General features: G+C 37.0%; 15 protein-coding genes. 4 read left to right on the plus strand and 11 right to left on the minus strand.

The window, feature by feature from the left end; genetic code table 11:
• Nucleotides 1-82: 82 nt before the first annotated feature.
• Both IC610_RS17480 and IC610_RS17485 read left to right on the plus strand, forming a co-directional pair.
• Nucleotides 83-1264 (plus strand): MFS transporter, encoded by a 1182-nt coding sequence (locus IC610_RS17480; protein ID WP_191737986.1) that lies wholly within the window; start codon nt 83-85, stop codon nt 1262-1264.
• A gap of 3 nt (nt 1265-1267) precedes the next feature.
• Complete coding sequence (locus IC610_RS17485) at nt 1268-1984, plus strand: MBL fold metallo-hydrolase (RefSeq protein ID WP_191737987.1); 717 nt, start codon at nt 1268-1270, stop codon at nt 1982-1984.
• Nucleotides 1985-1995: 11 nt separating this feature from the next.
• Here the strand turns inward: IC610_RS17485 and IC610_RS17490 are convergent, their stop codons facing one another.
• The 4 genes from IC610_RS17490 to IC610_RS17505 form a co-directional block, all read right to left on the minus strand.
• On the minus strand, nt 1996-3273 hold the full coding sequence (locus IC610_RS17490; protein ID WP_191737988.1) for a sensor histidine kinase: 1278 nt from the start codon (nt 3271-3273) through the stop codon (nt 1996-1998).
• The gene (locus IC610_RS17495; RefSeq protein ID WP_191737989.1) at nt 3270-3947 is read right to left on the minus strand and encodes a response regulator transcription factor; all 678 of its coding nucleotides are present in this window, start codon (nt 3945-3947) and stop codon (nt 3270-3272) included. The genes IC610_RS17490 and IC610_RS17495 overlap by 4 nt, the downstream gene beginning before the upstream one ends.
• A gap of 72 nt (nt 3948-4019) precedes the next feature.
• Nucleotides 4020-4703, minus strand: coding sequence for a hypothetical protein (locus IC610_RS17500; RefSeq protein WP_056075374.1), 684 nt, complete (start codon nt 4701-4703; stop codon nt 4020-4022).
• Nucleotides 4704-4907: 204 nt separating this feature from the next.
• Nucleotides 4908-5393, minus strand: a complete 486-nt coding sequence (locus IC610_RS17505) for a hypothetical protein (RefSeq protein WP_191737990.1) — start codon at nt 5391-5393, stop codon at nt 4908-4910.
• A gap of 268 nt (nt 5394-5661) precedes the next feature.
• Here IC610_RS17505 and IC610_RS17510 point away from each other — a divergent pair, with 268 nt between their 5' ends.
• Nucleotides 5662-6846 carry a DUF4861 domain-containing protein gene (locus tag IC610_RS17510; protein WP_194698936.1) on the plus strand — a complete coding sequence of 395 codons (1185 nt, stop codon included), beginning with the start codon at nt 5662-5664 and terminating at the stop codon, nt 6844-6846.
• An 11-nt stretch (nt 6847-6857) separates the two neighbouring features.
• Nucleotides 6858-7877, plus strand: a complete 1020-nt coding sequence (gene pelA / locus IC610_RS17515; protein ID WP_191737991.1) for a pectate lyase — start codon at nt 6858-6860, stop codon at nt 7875-7877.
• Nucleotides 7878-8170: 293 nt separating this feature from the next.
• On the opposite strand, the gene IC610_RS17520 is transcribed toward pelA, so the two are convergent.
• From IC610_RS17520 to IC610_RS17550, 7 genes are all read right to left on the minus strand, one after another.
• Nucleotides 8171-9460, minus strand: a complete 1290-nt coding sequence (locus IC610_RS17520) for a nucleoside hydrolase-like domain-containing protein (protein WP_191737992.1) — start codon at nt 9458-9460, stop codon at nt 8171-8173.
• A 115-nt stretch (nt 9461-9575) separates the two neighbouring features.
• Nucleotides 9576-12050, minus strand: coding sequence for a glycoside hydrolase family 95 protein (locus IC610_RS17525; protein ID WP_191737993.1), 2475 nt, complete (start codon nt 12048-12050; stop codon nt 9576-9578).
• 294 nt (nt 12051-12344) lie between these two features.
• Entirely contained in the window at nt 12345-13250 is a 906-nt protein-coding gene (locus tag IC610_RS17530; protein ID WP_191737994.1) for an alpha/beta hydrolase, read from the minus strand.
• A gap of 337 nt (nt 13251-13587) precedes the next feature.
• Nucleotides 13588-14487, minus strand: a complete 900-nt coding sequence (locus IC610_RS17535) for an alpha/beta hydrolase (protein WP_191737995.1) — start codon at nt 14485-14487, stop codon at nt 13588-13590.
• A gap of 59 nt (nt 14488-14546) precedes the next feature.
• The gene (locus IC610_RS17540) at nt 14547-14888 is read right to left on the minus strand and encodes a cupin domain-containing protein (protein ID WP_191737996.1); all 342 of its coding nucleotides are present in this window, start codon (nt 14886-14888) and stop codon (nt 14547-14549) included.
• Between the two features lie 186 nt (nt 14889-15074).
• The gene (locus IC610_RS17545; RefSeq protein WP_191737997.1) at nt 15075-15812 is read right to left on the minus strand and encodes a rhamnogalacturonan acetylesterase; all 738 of its coding nucleotides are present in this window, start codon (nt 15810-15812) and stop codon (nt 15075-15077) included.
• Nucleotides 15813-16082: 270 nt separating this feature from the next.
• Nucleotides 16083-17060, minus strand: a complete 978-nt coding sequence (locus IC610_RS17550; RefSeq protein ID WP_191737998.1) for a pectinesterase family protein — start codon at nt 17058-17060, stop codon at nt 16083-16085.
• Nucleotides 17061-17148 lie beyond the last annotated feature (88 nt).

Raw genomic sequence — 17148 nt, forward strand, 5'->3', positions numbered from 1 at the left:
GATTGATGTTATCGAAATAAAGCGTTTTACAAATTTAAAAATTATACTGAACTTTGCTTTATCAAAATAATTTAAACAGCAAATGGACAAAGCGGAAAAAAATACAAAACGGTTATGGGCGATCCAGATCTGTATTTTTCTTTCGGGTTTGTCGGTTTTTTCACAGCTCTATTTATTTCAGCCTCTGCTTCCCAATGTCGCTTCAGAATTCAAGACTTCCGTTGGTGACAGTTCGCTGTTGGTCTCTTCATCGACGATAGGAATGGCTACCGGACTGTTGTTTTTTTCATTTAAAGCTGATGCATTTTCAAGGAAAAAACTCATGCTGTTCTCTTTACTCAGTTCTGCATTTTTAACGTTAATTTCCTCATACGTCCATCAACTTGAAATCCTTGTTCTTCTCGGTGTTTTAAAAGGTTTTGTTATTTCGGGAGTGTCGGCAGTCGCTCTGGCGTACATCACTGAAGAAGTCTCAACCTCAGTATTGGGTCTGACCTTGAGCATGTATCTGAGCGGAAATATTATCGGAGGTATGAGCGGAAGAATTTTTGCAATCTTGCTAGCAGGAGAAGTGGGATGGCGAAATGCTGTTTTAATCATCGGTGTTGAGAGCCTTTTTCTGGCATTGGTTTTCTGGAAATTTTTCCCTGAATCCCAATTTTTCAGACCACAGAGACAGCGTCTGGCTTTAAAAATGCGACAGATGAAAACGTTTTTTTCTGATTCTGATTTTTTAAGTTTGTACTTCATCGCTGCTTTGCTGATGGGATCTTTCGTGAGTGTTTACAATTATCTGAGCTTCAGATTAGAACAGCCTCCATTTTCACTGAATCATATTTTCATTGCATTCATTTTTTTGATGTACACAGTTGGGGTTTTTGGAACGATGCTTTCAGGAAGATGGTCTGTAAAATACTGTCAGTCGACAATCCTTAAAACTTCAGTATTGACTATGATTATCGGAGTTTTCTGTCTTTTTTCGACCAATGTCTGGATCGTTATTGTAGGCTTGGGATTATTTACCTTCACGTTTTTTGCAGCACACACGATGGCAAGCAGAATGGTAGCTGTAAAAGCAAAAGCGGCAAAATCTGCGGCAACGTCAATTTACTGGCTGTTTTATTACTTTGGATCCAGTGTTTTGGGAAGTGGCAGCGGTTATTTTCTACATGCTACATCATGGTTTTGGTTTGTCGGATTGCTAAGTCTCGCCGTTGCTATTTCATTTATATTAACCTTAAAAACACAGACAATTAAATCTTAAATTATGAAAGTGGTCGCATTGAAAGAAGGGAATTTTTCTGCTAACAAAGAAAAAGAATTCGTGTTTCTGGATGAATCTTCGAAAGGGATTAAAATGTCCATTCAGCCATTTCTGGTGATGACTGGAACTGAAAATATCCTTTTGGATGCTGGTTTGGGATGGCTTGAAAATCATCAGCCTAAAATTGTTGTGAATCTTTCAGAACATAAACTTCAGCCTTCTCACATTGATAAAATCTTACTTTCACATCTGCACAAAGATCATATTTCGGGTCTGGTCAATACTTCCGCAGAAGAGTGGAATTTAAATTTCCCTGATGCTGAAATTTATATTCAAAAAAGAGAATATGAATTTGCTTTGAGTAAAAAAGGCAGTTTATCTTTCGATTTTGAAATTCTTGATTTTATCATTAAAAATGCTGAAATTATCTGGATGAATGAAGATTCCGGAAGTATTTCTAATGAGATTACTTTTCAGGTTACCGGTGGCCATTCGCCTTTCCATCAGGTTTTCTGGATTAAAAATGAAGAGGAAATTTATTTTTATGGAGCAGATAATTTACCACAATCGGCTTATTTGAAATATCATTTGGCTTACAAAACGGATTTTGACGGTAAAACTGCAAAAGATCACCGGATAGAGTGGGAGATTCTTGCGAAAAAAGAACACTGGAAAGTCCTGCTATATCACGATCTCGAACAATCTATTCTGGAATTTTAATTCATTTGAATTTAAAACCTGACTTGGAATTCGTGCATTCCATCTTTAAAATCATACGAAACTGAGAAATCATAAAGTTCAGCAATTGCCTGTACAATCGCCAGTCCCAAACCGCTTCCGGACTGATGTTGTTCTGATTTCTGGAATCGGGTGAATATTTTTTCGGAATCCAGAGACTTTTCAATTCCGGTATTCGAAACAATTAATTTTTTCGCTTCAATTTTAACTTCCACTTTTCCTGATTTGATATTGTGGAAAATGGCATTACGCAATAAATTGGAAACGACAATATTGATCAGTGCAGCATCGGCTTGGACGAAAAGTTCGGTGTTTTGTGAAAATTGAATTTCGACCTGTTTAAATTCAGCAATGTCGTGAAGATCTTCAATATTTCTTCCGACAATTGTATTGACTTTAATTTCCTGATTGTCAAAAAACTGTTTGTTTTCAATTTTGGTAAGCAAAAGAAGCGATTTGTTGAGGCGAACCAGTCTTTCGATGATTTCCATAATTTCAGCAATCTTTTCTGCCTGATTTTCAGTGAGATTCTCTTTTTCAATCAACAGTTCAAGCTTGCTGATGGCGATGGCTAAAGGAGTCTGAAGTTCGTGTGAAGCATTACCTATAAATTCTTTCTGCTGCTCATAACTTTTTTCACTGTACTGCAAAAGAGTCGTGACGGCATCCTGCAAATCGCTGAATTCTTTGGTTTTGGTTTCAACTTTAGGATAAGCTTTGCTGATTCCCAGACGGTAATTTTTCAGTTCATGCAGAAGTTCATAAAAAGGCTTCCACAGCCGCTGCAATACGAAATTATTGATGACTAAAATATTGAAAATCAAAAGCACATACAATCCTGCTGCGTCCCAAAGCAGTTCTTTTACGAGATCATCTTCTTCAACCATATTGTTGAAAATTTTAAGCTCGTAGAAATTTCCGTTTTGCTCAAAAACAGTCGTCAGAATTCTTACAGGTTCCAGTTCCGGCGCTTCGTCGTCAGCGTCCTGAGCATAAATTTCGGTGTCTTCGTACGTATCTTTAAAGTTAAGTGCTTTGTTTTTGCTTATTGGATTTACAGAAAAAAAACCTTCATCAAAAGTTTTCTGTTGCAGAATAGTAGGATCTTTTTCTGCTTTAAAAACGATTTGCCTTTTATAATTTTCGAGCTCTTCATCTACGCTGTCTTTGATTTCATCAAGCATATTAAAATAGAAAACCACCGACCATAAACTTACGATCAGCAGAAGCCAGCTCATGAGATGAAGTATAGATTTGTTGAGCAGTTTCATTTTTCTGTCAATTTGTAACCGATTCCGTAGACTGCTTCAATTTCGATCTCGGCATTGGATTGCTGCAGTTTTTTCCTTAAATTTTTGATTTGATAATAAATAAAATCAAAATTATCTGCCTGATCGATGTGATCGCCCCAAACATGCTCTGCCAAAGCCGTTTTCGTCACCAACCGTTTTTTATTAAGAAGAAAAAAATGGAGAATGTCAAATTCTTTTCGGTTGAGCGTAATCAGTTCTCCATTTACAGAAAAGCTCCGCTCTGTAAGATCCAGTTCGATATTGCCCATCTCAATACTGTTTTTGCCGTCCTGATTTTTTCTGCGGAGAACAGCTTTTATTCTGGCGTTGAGTTCGGCATTGTGAAAAGGTTTTGTTAGATAATCATCGGCTCCGAGTTCCAGTCCGGCAAGTTTATCATCAAGAGAATCTTTTGCCGAAATGATGATGACATTTTCCGATTTTCCCATGTCTTTCAGCTGCTGAAGAAGTTGCAGTCCATTTCCTCCGGGAAGCATGATGTCGAGCAGGATACAGTCGTAACTATACAGCGCAATTTTTTCGCTTGCGGACTGATAATTTTCGGCAGTCTCAATCAGAAACTGCTCCTGAATCAGCGAATCATGAATCGATTTCAAAAGTTCTTTTTCGTCTTCTACAACAAGGATTTTCATGAGGCAAATGTAGAGAATGATTCTGGAAAGAGGTGGGAATTTTCTTTTAAACTGATTTCAAGGCCGATTGATTCATCGCATCCAACCTTCAATAATATAATTTTTCTGTTTAATTTTATATTCAGAACTGCTGTTGGGATGATACCAAAGTTCAATTCTCGCTCCGTACTGATCATCCCACGACCCTTCGTAAATTGTAAAATCTCCGGTGTAGATTTTTGTATCTGGCTTTTCGACAACAATTTTTGAATGCTCTGTAATCCTATTTTCAGATAATCTGTCGTTTGAAGTTATTTCAAATGCTTTAATATAAAAATATCCCGATTCTTTAGGTTGATGATTAGTGTAGAAATTATAAATTCCAGGCTGTGAAAGTTCTGCTAGCCTAAAATCGTTTTGCTTTAAGTCTTTTTGTGTCAATTCTTTTTCAGCAGGAATTTCAAATTTTATATTTTTTGGAATTACTTTATTAGCGCCATAGAAATCGGGTGGTGAAAATGCAAGATACATTGATACTGAAAAAAACAGAAACGCAGATACCATAATTTGAGGAAAAAGAAAGTACCATTTTTTTATTACAATTTGCACAACGGCAGAAATAAAATTTCCTAAAATATTTAAGTAGAAAATAGCCAGAGACAAATCAATTATTTCATCTTTTTTAAGAATCATTCCTAACTGGAAAATGAGGTAAGGGATTAAGTAAAATAGTATTGGTATGTACCAAGTGATAAAATATTTTTTCAGGATTTTCATTAAATTTGATTTTGGTCAGTTGAAATAAAAAGAATTAATGTAGAGGTTAGACTTATTTTTACTAAAGTCCGTACATAGTAATAATTTAGTTTTACCGCTTTGTCTTTCATTCCATAGGAATCTAAACCCTTTTGCTTTCTGAGTGTTGAGATTCCTACGGAATGACAAAACGACGCTGATTTTAGCGCTATATGTAAAAATACGTTAATTAAATTTTTGAATTTCTGCGATAAACTTTTTAATCTCCACCGATTTCTGCGTTCCAATCAACAGTTTCTTTCCATCTTTAAAAACAAGCTGTAATCCCAAATCACCAGAAACAGTATACGCTTTTCCTCTTCCGAAAGATACAATTCGTAATCCCCAGCCTCCATAATCCATCAATGGCGAATATTCTCTGATATAAGCTTTCTCTATAGATTTCCACGGGAAATATTTAAAATGAAAATGAAATGGGAAAAGGCGGACCCGGATTCCCAGAGTATCAATTTTAGTTTCTAATTTAATAATGAAAAACAAAAGGAAAATTAAAATGGGAATGGCTAAAGAAATAATCAATTCCGTAGTAGAGAAAAATTCAGCATTACCGATTGAATTATATGCGGAAAATCCGAGCACAAAAAGAATAATCAGCCAAAGCCACCACTGCCTGAAACGTTGGATTTCGTAAAATTCCGGATTGTCTTTCATTGGAATTAATTGATATTTAAAAATAAGAAATTTTTAATTTATATCGGAATTAAGTTCACGCAGATTAGACAAATTTAGCAGATATTAAAAATTCAGTTTAATATTAAAAATTCAGTTTAATATTAAAAATTTTATAATGGTAGGATGAAATAAAAATTTTCACTGAAAAAACATACAGAAAAATTTGAAGTGACTTTTTAAGAAACATTTAAGGTTAAAAATTCATACAGTATTAAGAATATCTTTACTTTTGATAAAACTACATTTTATGTTCGGACAAAATATATCAAAACTGAGTTTAAGTTGTGCAATCGTTTGCATTGCTGCGAATTTTATGAATGCACAGACTTCAGTTCAGGTTAAAAATACTCAGGATTTTGCAAGAAATGAAATCGTTTCTGTTTCAGCGAAGCAGTTGAAAGCATTTTTAGGGAAAAATAAAGCGGAAGATTTAAGAATAAAAGATGCCCAAAACCAATATCTTCCCATTCAGTGGATAGATAATGACGGCGACGGGAAAAATGATGAACTTCTTTTTCAGGCGAAACTCGATGCTAAGAAAACAAATTCATATACGATTTTAGCAGATGCCAACACGCCGATTCCTGAAAGTCATGTAACTACGTATTCCAGACTGGTTCCGGAAAGGGTGGATGACTACACTTGGGAAAACGACAGGGTGGCGTTCAGAGTGTATGGCCCAAAAGGTCAGGCTGAAGCTTCGGCAAAAGTGAAAGGGAGCACACTTTCCAGCGGAGTCGATATCTGGTTTAAAAGAACCGAAAAATCTGTCATCAACGAATGGTACAAAGGTTATCTGACCGATCCGATGTATTATCACAAAGACACGAGAGGCGAAGGCTACGATCCGTATCACGTTGGAGACAGCCGTGGAACGGGCGGAATTGGGATTTGGAAAGATGAAAAACTGGAGGTTTCGCAGAATTTTGTGACTTCAAAAACTATCGCTGAAGGTCCGTTGAGAACCGTTTTTGAACTGACGTATGCACCATGGAGTGAGTTTGGTGTGAAAGAGACCAAAAGAATTTCACTTGATTTAGGTTCCAATTTTTCTAAGTTCGAATCGACTTTTGAAACTGAAAAACCTGTTCCGAATTACACGGTCGGAATTTCTCTTCATAAAAACGAAGGCGAATCTAAGCTGAATGACAAAAATGGGTACTATCTGCACTGGGAAAAAATCGATGATGCCTTTGTGGGCGAAGGCATTGTGGTAGATCCGAAAATTGTTCAGAAATCTGTAGCTTTAAAATCTGAAACTCCGGATCAGAGTAATTTGCTGGTTGTAACGAAACCTCAGAAAAAGCTGACCTATTACGCAGGATTTGCATGGCAGAAAAGCGGACAGATTCAGACGCTGAAAGATTGGGAAAATCTTTTGGAGAAGCAGGCGAAAATAGTTGCCAATCCGTTAGTAATTACGATTAAATAATTAAAATAATAATGAATTTAAAATTCAAAATAGCATCATTCTGTTTAATAACAGCCACATTTTCTGCTCAGTTAAAAGATACTTTGGCCGAAAAAATGATGGTCTATCAGCTTCCGAACGGTGGTTGGGGAAAACATATGAGCAATAAAAAAGAGGTGGATTACAAGAAAAAGATTGATCCTAAACTTTTAAAAATCATTAAAGCCGGAGACAACAATCTTGCAACCATTGATAACAACGCGACCTCGAAAGAGATTAACGGTTTGATTAGCGCATATAGCACCACAAAAAATTCCGCATATCTGAAATCAGCAGAAAAGGGAATTGAGTATTTGCTTTCTATGCAGTACGAAAATGGAGGTTTCCCGCAGTATTTCCCAAACTCTGCGATTTACAGAAAACAGGTGACGTACAACGACAATGCTATGATTAATGTACTGACGATTCTGTACAATATTTCTGAAGGAAAAGAAGGCTTTGACGCGGTCAGCTCTCAGCTAAAAGAAAAGTCGAAAGTTGCTTTACAAAAAGGAATTGCATGTGTATTGAAAACTCAGGTTTTGCAAAACGGAAAATTATCCATCTGGGCAGATCAGTATAATGAAGTTACTTTAGTCCCTGAAAAAGCCAGAGCTTTTGAACCGATGTCACTGGCCACAGGAGAATCGGTGAACATTGTGAAATTTCTGATGTTGCAGCCTGTCACTCCAGAAATTGAGAAGTCAATCAAATCGGCTGTTCAGTGGTTTAAAGAAAGCAAAATTGACGGTTATACCTATAATGTTTCGAGAGAAAGTGAGAAGGCAATCCGTACGCTGAGTAAGAAAGAAGGTTCGGCAGTTTGGGCGAGATTTTATGATATTCCGACCAATAAACCGGTTTTCGGAGATCGTGATGGAAGTGTGAAATTCAATTATGAAGAGGTTTCAGAAGAGCGCAGAATGGGCTACAGTTGGTACAATGAATCTGGAACAAAACTGATTGAAAATGAGTTTCCAAAATGGCTGAAGCGAAATAAATTGACGCAATAGATCAAAGTAAACCTCATAGGTTTTCAAAACCTATGAGGTTTGATAGAAATAAAAATCCTGATGCAAAATATGCGTCAGGATTTTTTTATGTGATTATCAAAGCAGATTTTGACATTAAACAAAGTTTCAAAAGTGATAAAGAAATAAATGTTTAATTCCCCACAGATTCCGCAGATTTACATAGATTCTTATTTGCGAAATTACCTGTGAAGATCTGTGAAATCCGTGAGAAACTCCTTGCGCTAAAATCCACAAAAATTCCACTATCAAAAAATTCGTGCATTCGTGGCAAACTACTTCAGCCACTCCCAACGTTTCGCCCAATCCAGAAGAATATCATTTTTCCATTTTGAGATCGTTTTTCCACCCTGAAATTTTCCTTCATACAGGTTCGGATCAGACTGATCAGAAAACCACGTATTTCCTAAAGGAATATAGGTAGGATTTTCCTTTCCCGGCCAAAGATTGACAATATTTAATTTCCCTTCATGACCGTTCAGTTCAGGAATTTCTGATACAAATTTGTAAGTCAAAATTTCTGCACCTTTCGGGACATATTTCAAAGCATAATTTCCGTCACCAAGATAAGAACCCGCCCATTTCTGAACATCTTTTTTGTGCATCGTTTCCATGTGAAAAGGTACAGAGACAGGATTTTCCTTTAAAACAGGACCTTTAAAACGAAACTCAATTAGCGAACAAAAAGCAATTTCTTCAGAACTTCCTTTGGCTCCGTCAACAATAACCTGCGCACTTCGATTGATCTTTTCAAAACTTCCGCCCCAACTTTCTCCGGTAGGATCATTGGGGTTGCCATGCATAAGATAAAAGAGAGTAGGACTATCACCCATTTTGATCTCGCCCTTATAATAATTTTTGAAATCTTTTCCCATCGCTCCATTACCTTTGATGTATTGGTCATAATATTCAGTGCTTTTCAGAATCTTAGGATCATCATTTTTTGAGAAGAAGGCATAATAGGTCGAATTGGCTTCAATAAACCAAAGATCAGGAAAGTTTTTTGCGATGTACGAATAGGAATTGGCACTCCATTTTTTATTGGGTCCGCCGATCCAGTAGATTTTAATCTTAGTCTGAATATCGGGTGCATCGTGCAAAGCCTGAGCAACATCTTCCAATCCGCCCCAAACCAAAACCCAAAGCGGCTGAGCTGATTTTTTTCTGGCAGATTTAATAATCCATTCTGAACCTTCGGTAGGTTTTGAATATCCTTCATAAGGTGCATTTCCACGCAATCCCTGTTTAGAAACGGAGCGCAGATATTTTGGAGTAGGAAAACCTGAACTGTGTTTTTTTAGTTTTGGAAGATCTTTCTCGTACAGACCAATCATTTTTGAAATTTCATCTTTGCTTCCGTTTCCGAAAGACGGCGAAGAAACCAACCCTTCAATATTAAATTTATCCGCATACATCAGTAAATGGATCATTGACTGATTGTCATCGGGATCGGTTCCGCCAATGTCTGTACTGATCAGGATTCTTGGTTTTAAATCCGAAGATTTTTGAGCTTTTAAGCTTGTGATGCCAAAAATTATCAGTAAAAAATAAATAGTTTTTTTCATAATTCAAATTAAATTTTATTTGAAAGAAATTTTGTCTGAATCCCGCACTGATTCCATAGATTTTCACAGATCTTTTGCGTAAATATCTGTGAAAATCCGCGAAATCTGTGCGAATCTACTTCACTTCAAAACTATAAACTCCGCCTTTTTCAGTTTTAAAATCAAACGTTTCTGTTTCCGGAACTGCAAAACCTTTCAGCTCTGCTTTAGCCGATTTTAAAGGCGTTTTAATCATATCCACCTGATAATATTCGTTATTATTTGTTCCTTTTGCTGAAATGAAAGTGGTTTTAGATTTTAAATTTAAATTTTTCGCCACTCTGATTCTTGCATTTCCGCCTAAACTGGATTTTACAACTAATTTCGTTAGCTTAGAATTTTTCCAGTCCATATCGATTTCAAAACCACCTCTGGCTTTTAAGCCTTTGACAGAGCCGCTTGGCAAAGCATCGGGGAGTGCAGGCAACAGATAAATGTATCCATCATAACTTTGCAACAGCATTTCTGCAATTCCCGAAGTGCAGCCAAAATTACCATCGATTTGAAATGGCGGATGCGCATCCAGAAGATTCGGATAGGTTCCTCCGGATTGGCCTTTATTTTCCATCGGCGCAGGAGTTAACTGATCTGAAATCAATTTAAAAGCACGGTTTCCGTCCAGTAATCTTGCCCACCAATTCACTTTCCAGCCCATCGACCAACCCGTAGATTTATCGCCTCTGTAAGTCATCGATTTTTTTGCGGCTTCCGTTAAATCAGGATTTCTGAAAGGCGAAATTTGTCCCGATGGAAACAGTCCGTACAAATGTGAAATATGTCTGTGTTTATCATCAGTTCGGTCCATATCGGTCAGCCATTCCTGCAACTGACCGTGTTGCCCGATCTGCATTGGCGGAAGTTTAGACAAAGCTAATTTCACGTCTTTAGAAAGGCTTTGATCCTGATTTAAAATTTTTGAAGCATTGATAAAATTATTAAACACATCAAAAACCAACTGATTATCCATCGTGGTTCCCGCTGTGATACTTACATTTTTAAAATATTTATTTTCCGGCGACATCGATGGGGAAACCACCAGATATTTTTTTGAAGGATCCTGTTGGAGGACGTCCAAGTAAAACAGAGCACAACCTTTTAAAGCATCGTAGTTTTTCTTTAAAAATTCCCTGTCTCCGGTATACAGGTAGTGATTCCAGACGTGTTGGGTAAGCCACGCTCCGCCCATTGGCCACATACCGTAGAAACCGCCGTCAACGATTCCTGTGATTCGCCACAAATCGGTGTTGTGATGCATATTCCAGCCTCTTGCTTTGTACATTTCTTTGGCAGATTCCTGTCCGGTAACCGACAGATCCTGAATCATATCAAACAGAGGCTCATGCATTTCGCTGAGGTTGGTATTTTCTGCCGGCCAGTAATTCATTTCGGTATTGATGTTGACCGTGTATTTGCTGTCCCAGGCAGGATTCAGCTGATAATTCCAGATTCCCTGAAGATTGGCGGGCTGTGTTCCCTGTTGCGATGAGGAAATCAAAAGGTAACGGCCAAACTGAAAATACAAAGCTACCAAATCCGGATCCTGTGAATTTCCAAATTCTTGAATTCTGATATCCGTTGTTTTATTTGAATGTTCCGTTTTTCCTAAATCTAGACTTACCCGTTTAAAATATTTTTGATAGTTGGAGATATGAGCCTTTAACTCAGTATCATATTTTTTACTTAGAGCTTTACTTAAATATTCTGAAACTCTCACATCAGGATTTCCGGAAAGATCATTGTATTTTTTAAAATTGGTTGCAATTGAAACATAAATGGCCACTTCATCGGCTCCTGAGATCTGCAGCTGATCTTTTGTTGAGGTCAGTTTGCCACCTTTTAAAACAGGAAATGCGACGGTTTTAAAATTAATTTTCCCGATCTTATTGTCTACCGAACCACTCGTTCCATTGATGACCAATTGATTTTTCTCGATGAAAATTGAATTGATTTTGTGTGGAGTAGAGGCGTTGATATTGAAATTTAAACTTCCTTTTTTGCTGGAAGTCAGTTTAATCATGATCACGTTATCGGCAAAAGAAGAGAGGGTTTCACGCTTAAAAGTTACGCCGTTTACTTCGTAAGAAACTGTGCTGATTGCTTTTTCAATATCTAAAGTCCGTTGGTAATTCGTAAAATTCTCATGGCCTTTAAAATCCAGATACAAATCACCCATCGTCTGGTACGGCATTCCATAATTCAAATCTTTTGGAGCCATTCTCGGATAGGTTTTGTTGGTTAAATCCTGTGCTTTTTCAAACTGACTTTCATTGATCAAACGACGGACTTTCTGAATGCTGTCGAATGTGTTTTTCGGAACATTATTTCCAGGTTCTCCTGCCCAGATGGTTTCTTCATTCAACTGAAGATGCTCTTGGACTGCGCCACCGAAAACCATTGCACCTAACCTTCCGTTACCGATGGGTAAAGCTTCGTTCCAGTTTTCTGCGGGTTTGCTGTAAGTTAATTTTAAATTTTGCTGAGCAAAAGTTGATACAGAGATCAGCGTTCCGCAAGCCAGTAAGATTATTTTATGTTTGATTATTCTTAGCATTTTAAAGATGTTTTAGTGAAATAAATTTTAAAATTTAAATGCAGAGGTTTTTCTGAGAGTTAAAAATCAGCATTTACTCTGTCTTTCCTTAGGAATCTGAACTGTTTTATCCCTGCATATTGAGATTCCTACGGAATGACAAACGCGCTGAAAAAAAACTGGCGAATATCTATTTTGAATATGATAAATTATGCTGATACATTTTCGAGCTTCATCAGCGATTTATCTTAATCTCTATTCTTAAAATAGAATGCTTATAATCTAAATCAACGTTTAAATATTACTCATTACCCATCACTTATTACCCATATTCCCCAACCAGTCCGCGCAAATTTTCTTCCAGTTATCCGTCAGTGCAGTTTTGTTGGAAATTCCGATGTTATGTTCACCTTCCGGGAAAATGAACATGGCTCCTTTTACTTTATTTTTAATCATCGCTTCGTAATATAAAATGCTGTTGATCACAGGAACTGCAGGATCATTTTGAGCATGAAATACAATGGTTGGCGGAGTTTTTTCGGTCACGCTATTTTGCATAGAATATTCTTTAATCTTTTCATCGGAAGCATTTTCTCCCAAAAGATTTACACGACTTCCTTTATGGGCAAATTCGCCCAGATCAATTACTGGAGAAACCAAGATTGCAAAGTTGGGAACGGTGGAAATGCTTGTCCAATCTCCTTTCAATTCAGTATAATCTTTTGGAATATTACTTACCATTGCTGCAAGATGTCCACCTGCTGAAGTTCCCAAAACTCCGATTTGATCAGGTGAAATTCCATATTGAGCTGCATTTTTTCTGATTAATTTTATTGCAGCCTGAATATCCTGCAACGGTCCGATTTCTCTCTGTTTTAAATCCGGAGAAGTCGGTAATCGGTAGTTTAAAACAAATGCTGAAATGCCTAAAGTGTTGAGCCATTTTGCGTAGGAATATCCACCCAGGTCATAGGTCAAATGTCTGTAACCACCGCCAGGAATAATGATAACAGCCATTTTTTTCCTTTCCTCTTTGGCGGGAAGAAAAGCGAACAGTTCAGCTTCCTGAATCTGCGTAATCCGGCCTTCTTTTTCTTCAATGATGTTTAATTTTAAACCTTTGGAATTAGGCATTTCACCTTTCGGCCAGACGGTTATTTTTTGCTGGGCAGAAATTTGAATTCCAATAAATATGCTGAATATAAGGATGATGTTTTTCATTGTTATTTTTTTTAAAAAATCCGCAATTGATTATAATTTTTAATTTAACGCAAAGCCAAACAAAGAGTTTAAAATGATGACCATTTCTTAAGTTACACAAAGGCGTAAACTTAACAAAGAAATACAGTGTTCTTCATGATGACAAATGAATTGTGGACATTCGTTTTTTTTTTAATCTGAATTATTGTCGGTTAAAGACAAATTTTGTTTTGATGACAAATCTGCAGCCCGACTTGAACGGAGCTCTTTTTGCGAGGAGGAACGACGAACAAAAAAGCGGGAGTGGAAGGCGGAATAGCTGCCCAAAAAATCAATTCTACACAAATCGATTTTTAAATTACTCATTACCAATACTCGAAAGCCAGTCTGCACACAGTTTTTTCCAGTTTTCGTTCATTGGATCTTTGTCGGTTACAAAAAAACGGTGGCCACCTTTCGGGAAAATAAACATCGCACCTTTCACATTGTTTTTCGTCATTGCCTTGAAATACAAAATGCTGTTTATCGGCGGAACGGCCGTATCATCCTGATTGTGAAACAAAATTGTTGGCGGTGTTTTATCGGTTACCAAATTCTGCATGGAAAATTCCTTAATTTTTTCTGGAGAAGCGTTTTCACCCAGCAAACTGTTGCGACTTCCTTGGTGAGCATATTCACCCAAATCAATGACCGGACAGAAAAGAATGGCAAAATTTGGAATGGTGGAAATGCTTTCCCAATCGCCTTTTAATTCTGTGTAATCTTTAGAAATATTGCTGGCCATTGTCGCCAAATGTCCGCCTGCTGAGGTTCCTACAACGCCCACCTGATCGGCAGAAATTCCCCACTGTGCCGAATTTTTTCTGATGTATTTGATGGCAGCCTGGATATCCTGCAAAGGCGCAATTTCTTTTTGGATTAAATCGGACGAAGTTGGCAATCTGTAATTTAAAACAAAAGCCGAAATCCCCAAAGTGTTCATCCATTTTGCAATCTGAAAAGCCCCTTCATCATAAGTCAGTTTTGAATAACCACCGCCGGGAATGATGATGACGGACTTCTGATTTCTCTCTTTCACGGGAGGCAGAAAAGCAAAAAGTTCAGCTTCTTTCAGTTCTGCCAGTTCTTTTTTCTTCTTTGTTTTCGAAGCTAAAATTTTTGAATTTGGCATTTCACCTTTAGGCCAAAACGATATTTTTTCCTGAGCTGAAAACTGAGCGAAAAGGAAAATAATGATTAAAAAAAATACTTTTTTCATTGGCGTTAAATAAGAAACCTTCAAGGTTTTTAAAATCTTGAAGGTTTGAATTTAATAAGTTAATCTTTCAGGAAATCTTCTCTGAAAGGTGTGAATGCGTCTATCAATTGACCTGCTTCGAGACATTTCACCCCATGGAAAATATTGGGTTGTGCAAAAAATCCGCCACCTTTCTGCAGGATTTTGGTTTTCCCGTCGACGGTTACTTCAAACTTTCCTTCAGCAACATACGTGATCTGCGAATGAAAATGCTGATGTACAGCTCCAATAGCATCTTTTTCAAATTTAACGATGACCATCATGACCTGAGCGTTGTATCCTACAAACTGTCTGGAAACACCGGATCCCAAATCTTCCCATTCGGTATTGCCATCGAAAAACGGTTCTTTTTTGAAATTCATAATTTTTTTTGAATTTATTTTTTGATCGATTTTAGCGTTCACTTTGTCATGCTGTAAGCATCTAACCTGTGAAAAGTACGCATAGATCCTTTCAGGATGACAAACTGACTATTGATTTCTCCCGCAGATTATGCAGATAGAGAAGATATTTTTTTGTCATTAAAATCTGTGCGATCTGTGCGGCATCTATTTAATATATTTTTCCAAACCTGTCTTTAAGTTCTTTAAAGACTTTGTAGCCATTTTGGCAACCGTTTCAGCTCCCAGTTTTGATAAATGCGTATCATCCGCTTTGTCTTTGTCGTAATATGCATTTTCACCTGCCTTGAAATGAAGGTGTAATAATTTTGACTTTTCCGGACCTGCAGCGATTTCCATCTGTTCGGTCAGTAACTGCATGTCTACAAATGCAACTTTCATATCATTCGCCACCATTCTTACCACCAAAGGATAATCGGTGTGTGTGTCGATTAAAACGCCGTTTTCGTTGAAGTTTCTTCTGGTAATGGAAGTCATCAAAATTGGCGTTGCGCCTTTTGCTCGTGTTTCGTTCACGTATCTTTCCAGATTCGCTCTGTACTGAGTATGTGGATTGGTAAATTTCGTTGAATCTTTCAGTTTCTGATCATTATGACCGAACTGAATGATTACGAAATCACCTTTTTTCAATTGCTTTTCAACCTTGTCCCAGCGGCCTTCTGTTCTGAAACTTTTTGAGCTTCTGCCATTCATTGCATGATTTTGAAGTTCAATATTTGGAGTTAAAAATTGTCCTAAAACCTGTCCCCAACCGTGTTCTGGATTTTTTTCGGGATTGTCTTTATTGGACATCGTGGAGTCGCCGATTAAAAATAAGGTTGGTTTTTTCTGAGCTATCGATAATGTTGAAATTATGATGCTGAGGATTAAAAGTATTTTTTTCATTTTAATTTTTATTTAATGTGAAAAATTTTAAACCGCAAAAGAATCAAAAGAAATAATTAAAAATAAGACTGTCAAAAGTTTACAAAATGTAAAAGTTTCGTTTTGCAAACTTTTGATTGTCTATCATTATCAAACATCTTTTGTTTCTTTTGCGGTAAAATAACTTTTCATTGTATGGTTTTATTATTGTGAAATGCTTCGACAAGCTCAGCATGACATCGCTAATACTAACTGTTATATTTAAATGGCTTTAAGATTGCTCATTACCAATTACTTATTACTCATATCCGGATTCCAGTCTCCGAAAATGTTTTTAATGGTGTATTTTTTCGCTTCTTTTTTTGTTAATTGATGCGACCAGGCTACACGGTTTTCAGTATTTCCGCCTTCGCCTTTGCTTTTGTATTCTGCGTAGTAGGCAGTTTTGTCTTTATCCGGGAACATTTTGTCGCCTTTCCATGGGTTCCAGCCTTCAGGAAGGATGTGGTTGCCCATTTCGGTATTGATGAAAACGGTTCTTGCGTAAGATCTCCACGGTCTTCCCAAAAATACTTTGTTGATGCCTTCTTTTGCAATTAATTTACAGTCAAAAAATACATAACCAAAACTTTTAGACTGATCAGTTGATGCCGCCGTAATGTAAGAATTGGCTAAACTTTTTATCGTACAGTTTTTGAAAACCACGGTTGCCGAACCGAAAATAAAGTCGGTTGTTCCTTCAATAAAACAATTTTCATAATATTGTCTACTGTGATTTCCACCGGTATAAACAGTGTCCTGACATCCTAAAATATTAGAGTCTTTGACGATAAAACGGTCACCTTCCACATGAAGCGCAACGGCTTGTCCCTGATTGCATGAAGCATTTTTAATCGTCAGATTTGAAATTTTAACATCATCCGACATCACCAACAGCGTGTACGAATTGAAAGTCGTCATTTTCTCATTCAAAGCATCCAGTTTTCCTGAATAATCATCGTTGGAGATGATCGTATTTTCCTTACTGTCGCCCTGTAAAGTAATCTTATGTTTTGAAGATGGGATGACGATCTTCTCATTGTAAGTTCCAGCTTTAATTTTAACCAAGGCTTCACCAGGACCTAAATCTCGGATCGATGTAATTGCTTTTTGAATAGAAGTGAATTGTCCGCTGCCATCTTTTGCAACGGTCACTGTGATGTAAGGATCAGTTCCGGCCAATAAAAAATTGGTGATGGAAATGAAGAGTATTAAAAATATTTTTTTCATTGAAAAATTATTTTGCTTTAATGTTCTTTTGTCTTAAAACAAAAGAACCAAAAATTGCCTCCAAAGTCGGCGAATGTTATTTCAAGGC

It is taken from the genome of Chryseobacterium caseinilyticum, assembly GCF_014837145.1.
Lineage (GTDB): Bacteria > Bacteroidota > Bacteroidia > Flavobacteriales > Weeksellaceae > Chryseobacterium > Chryseobacterium caseinilyticum.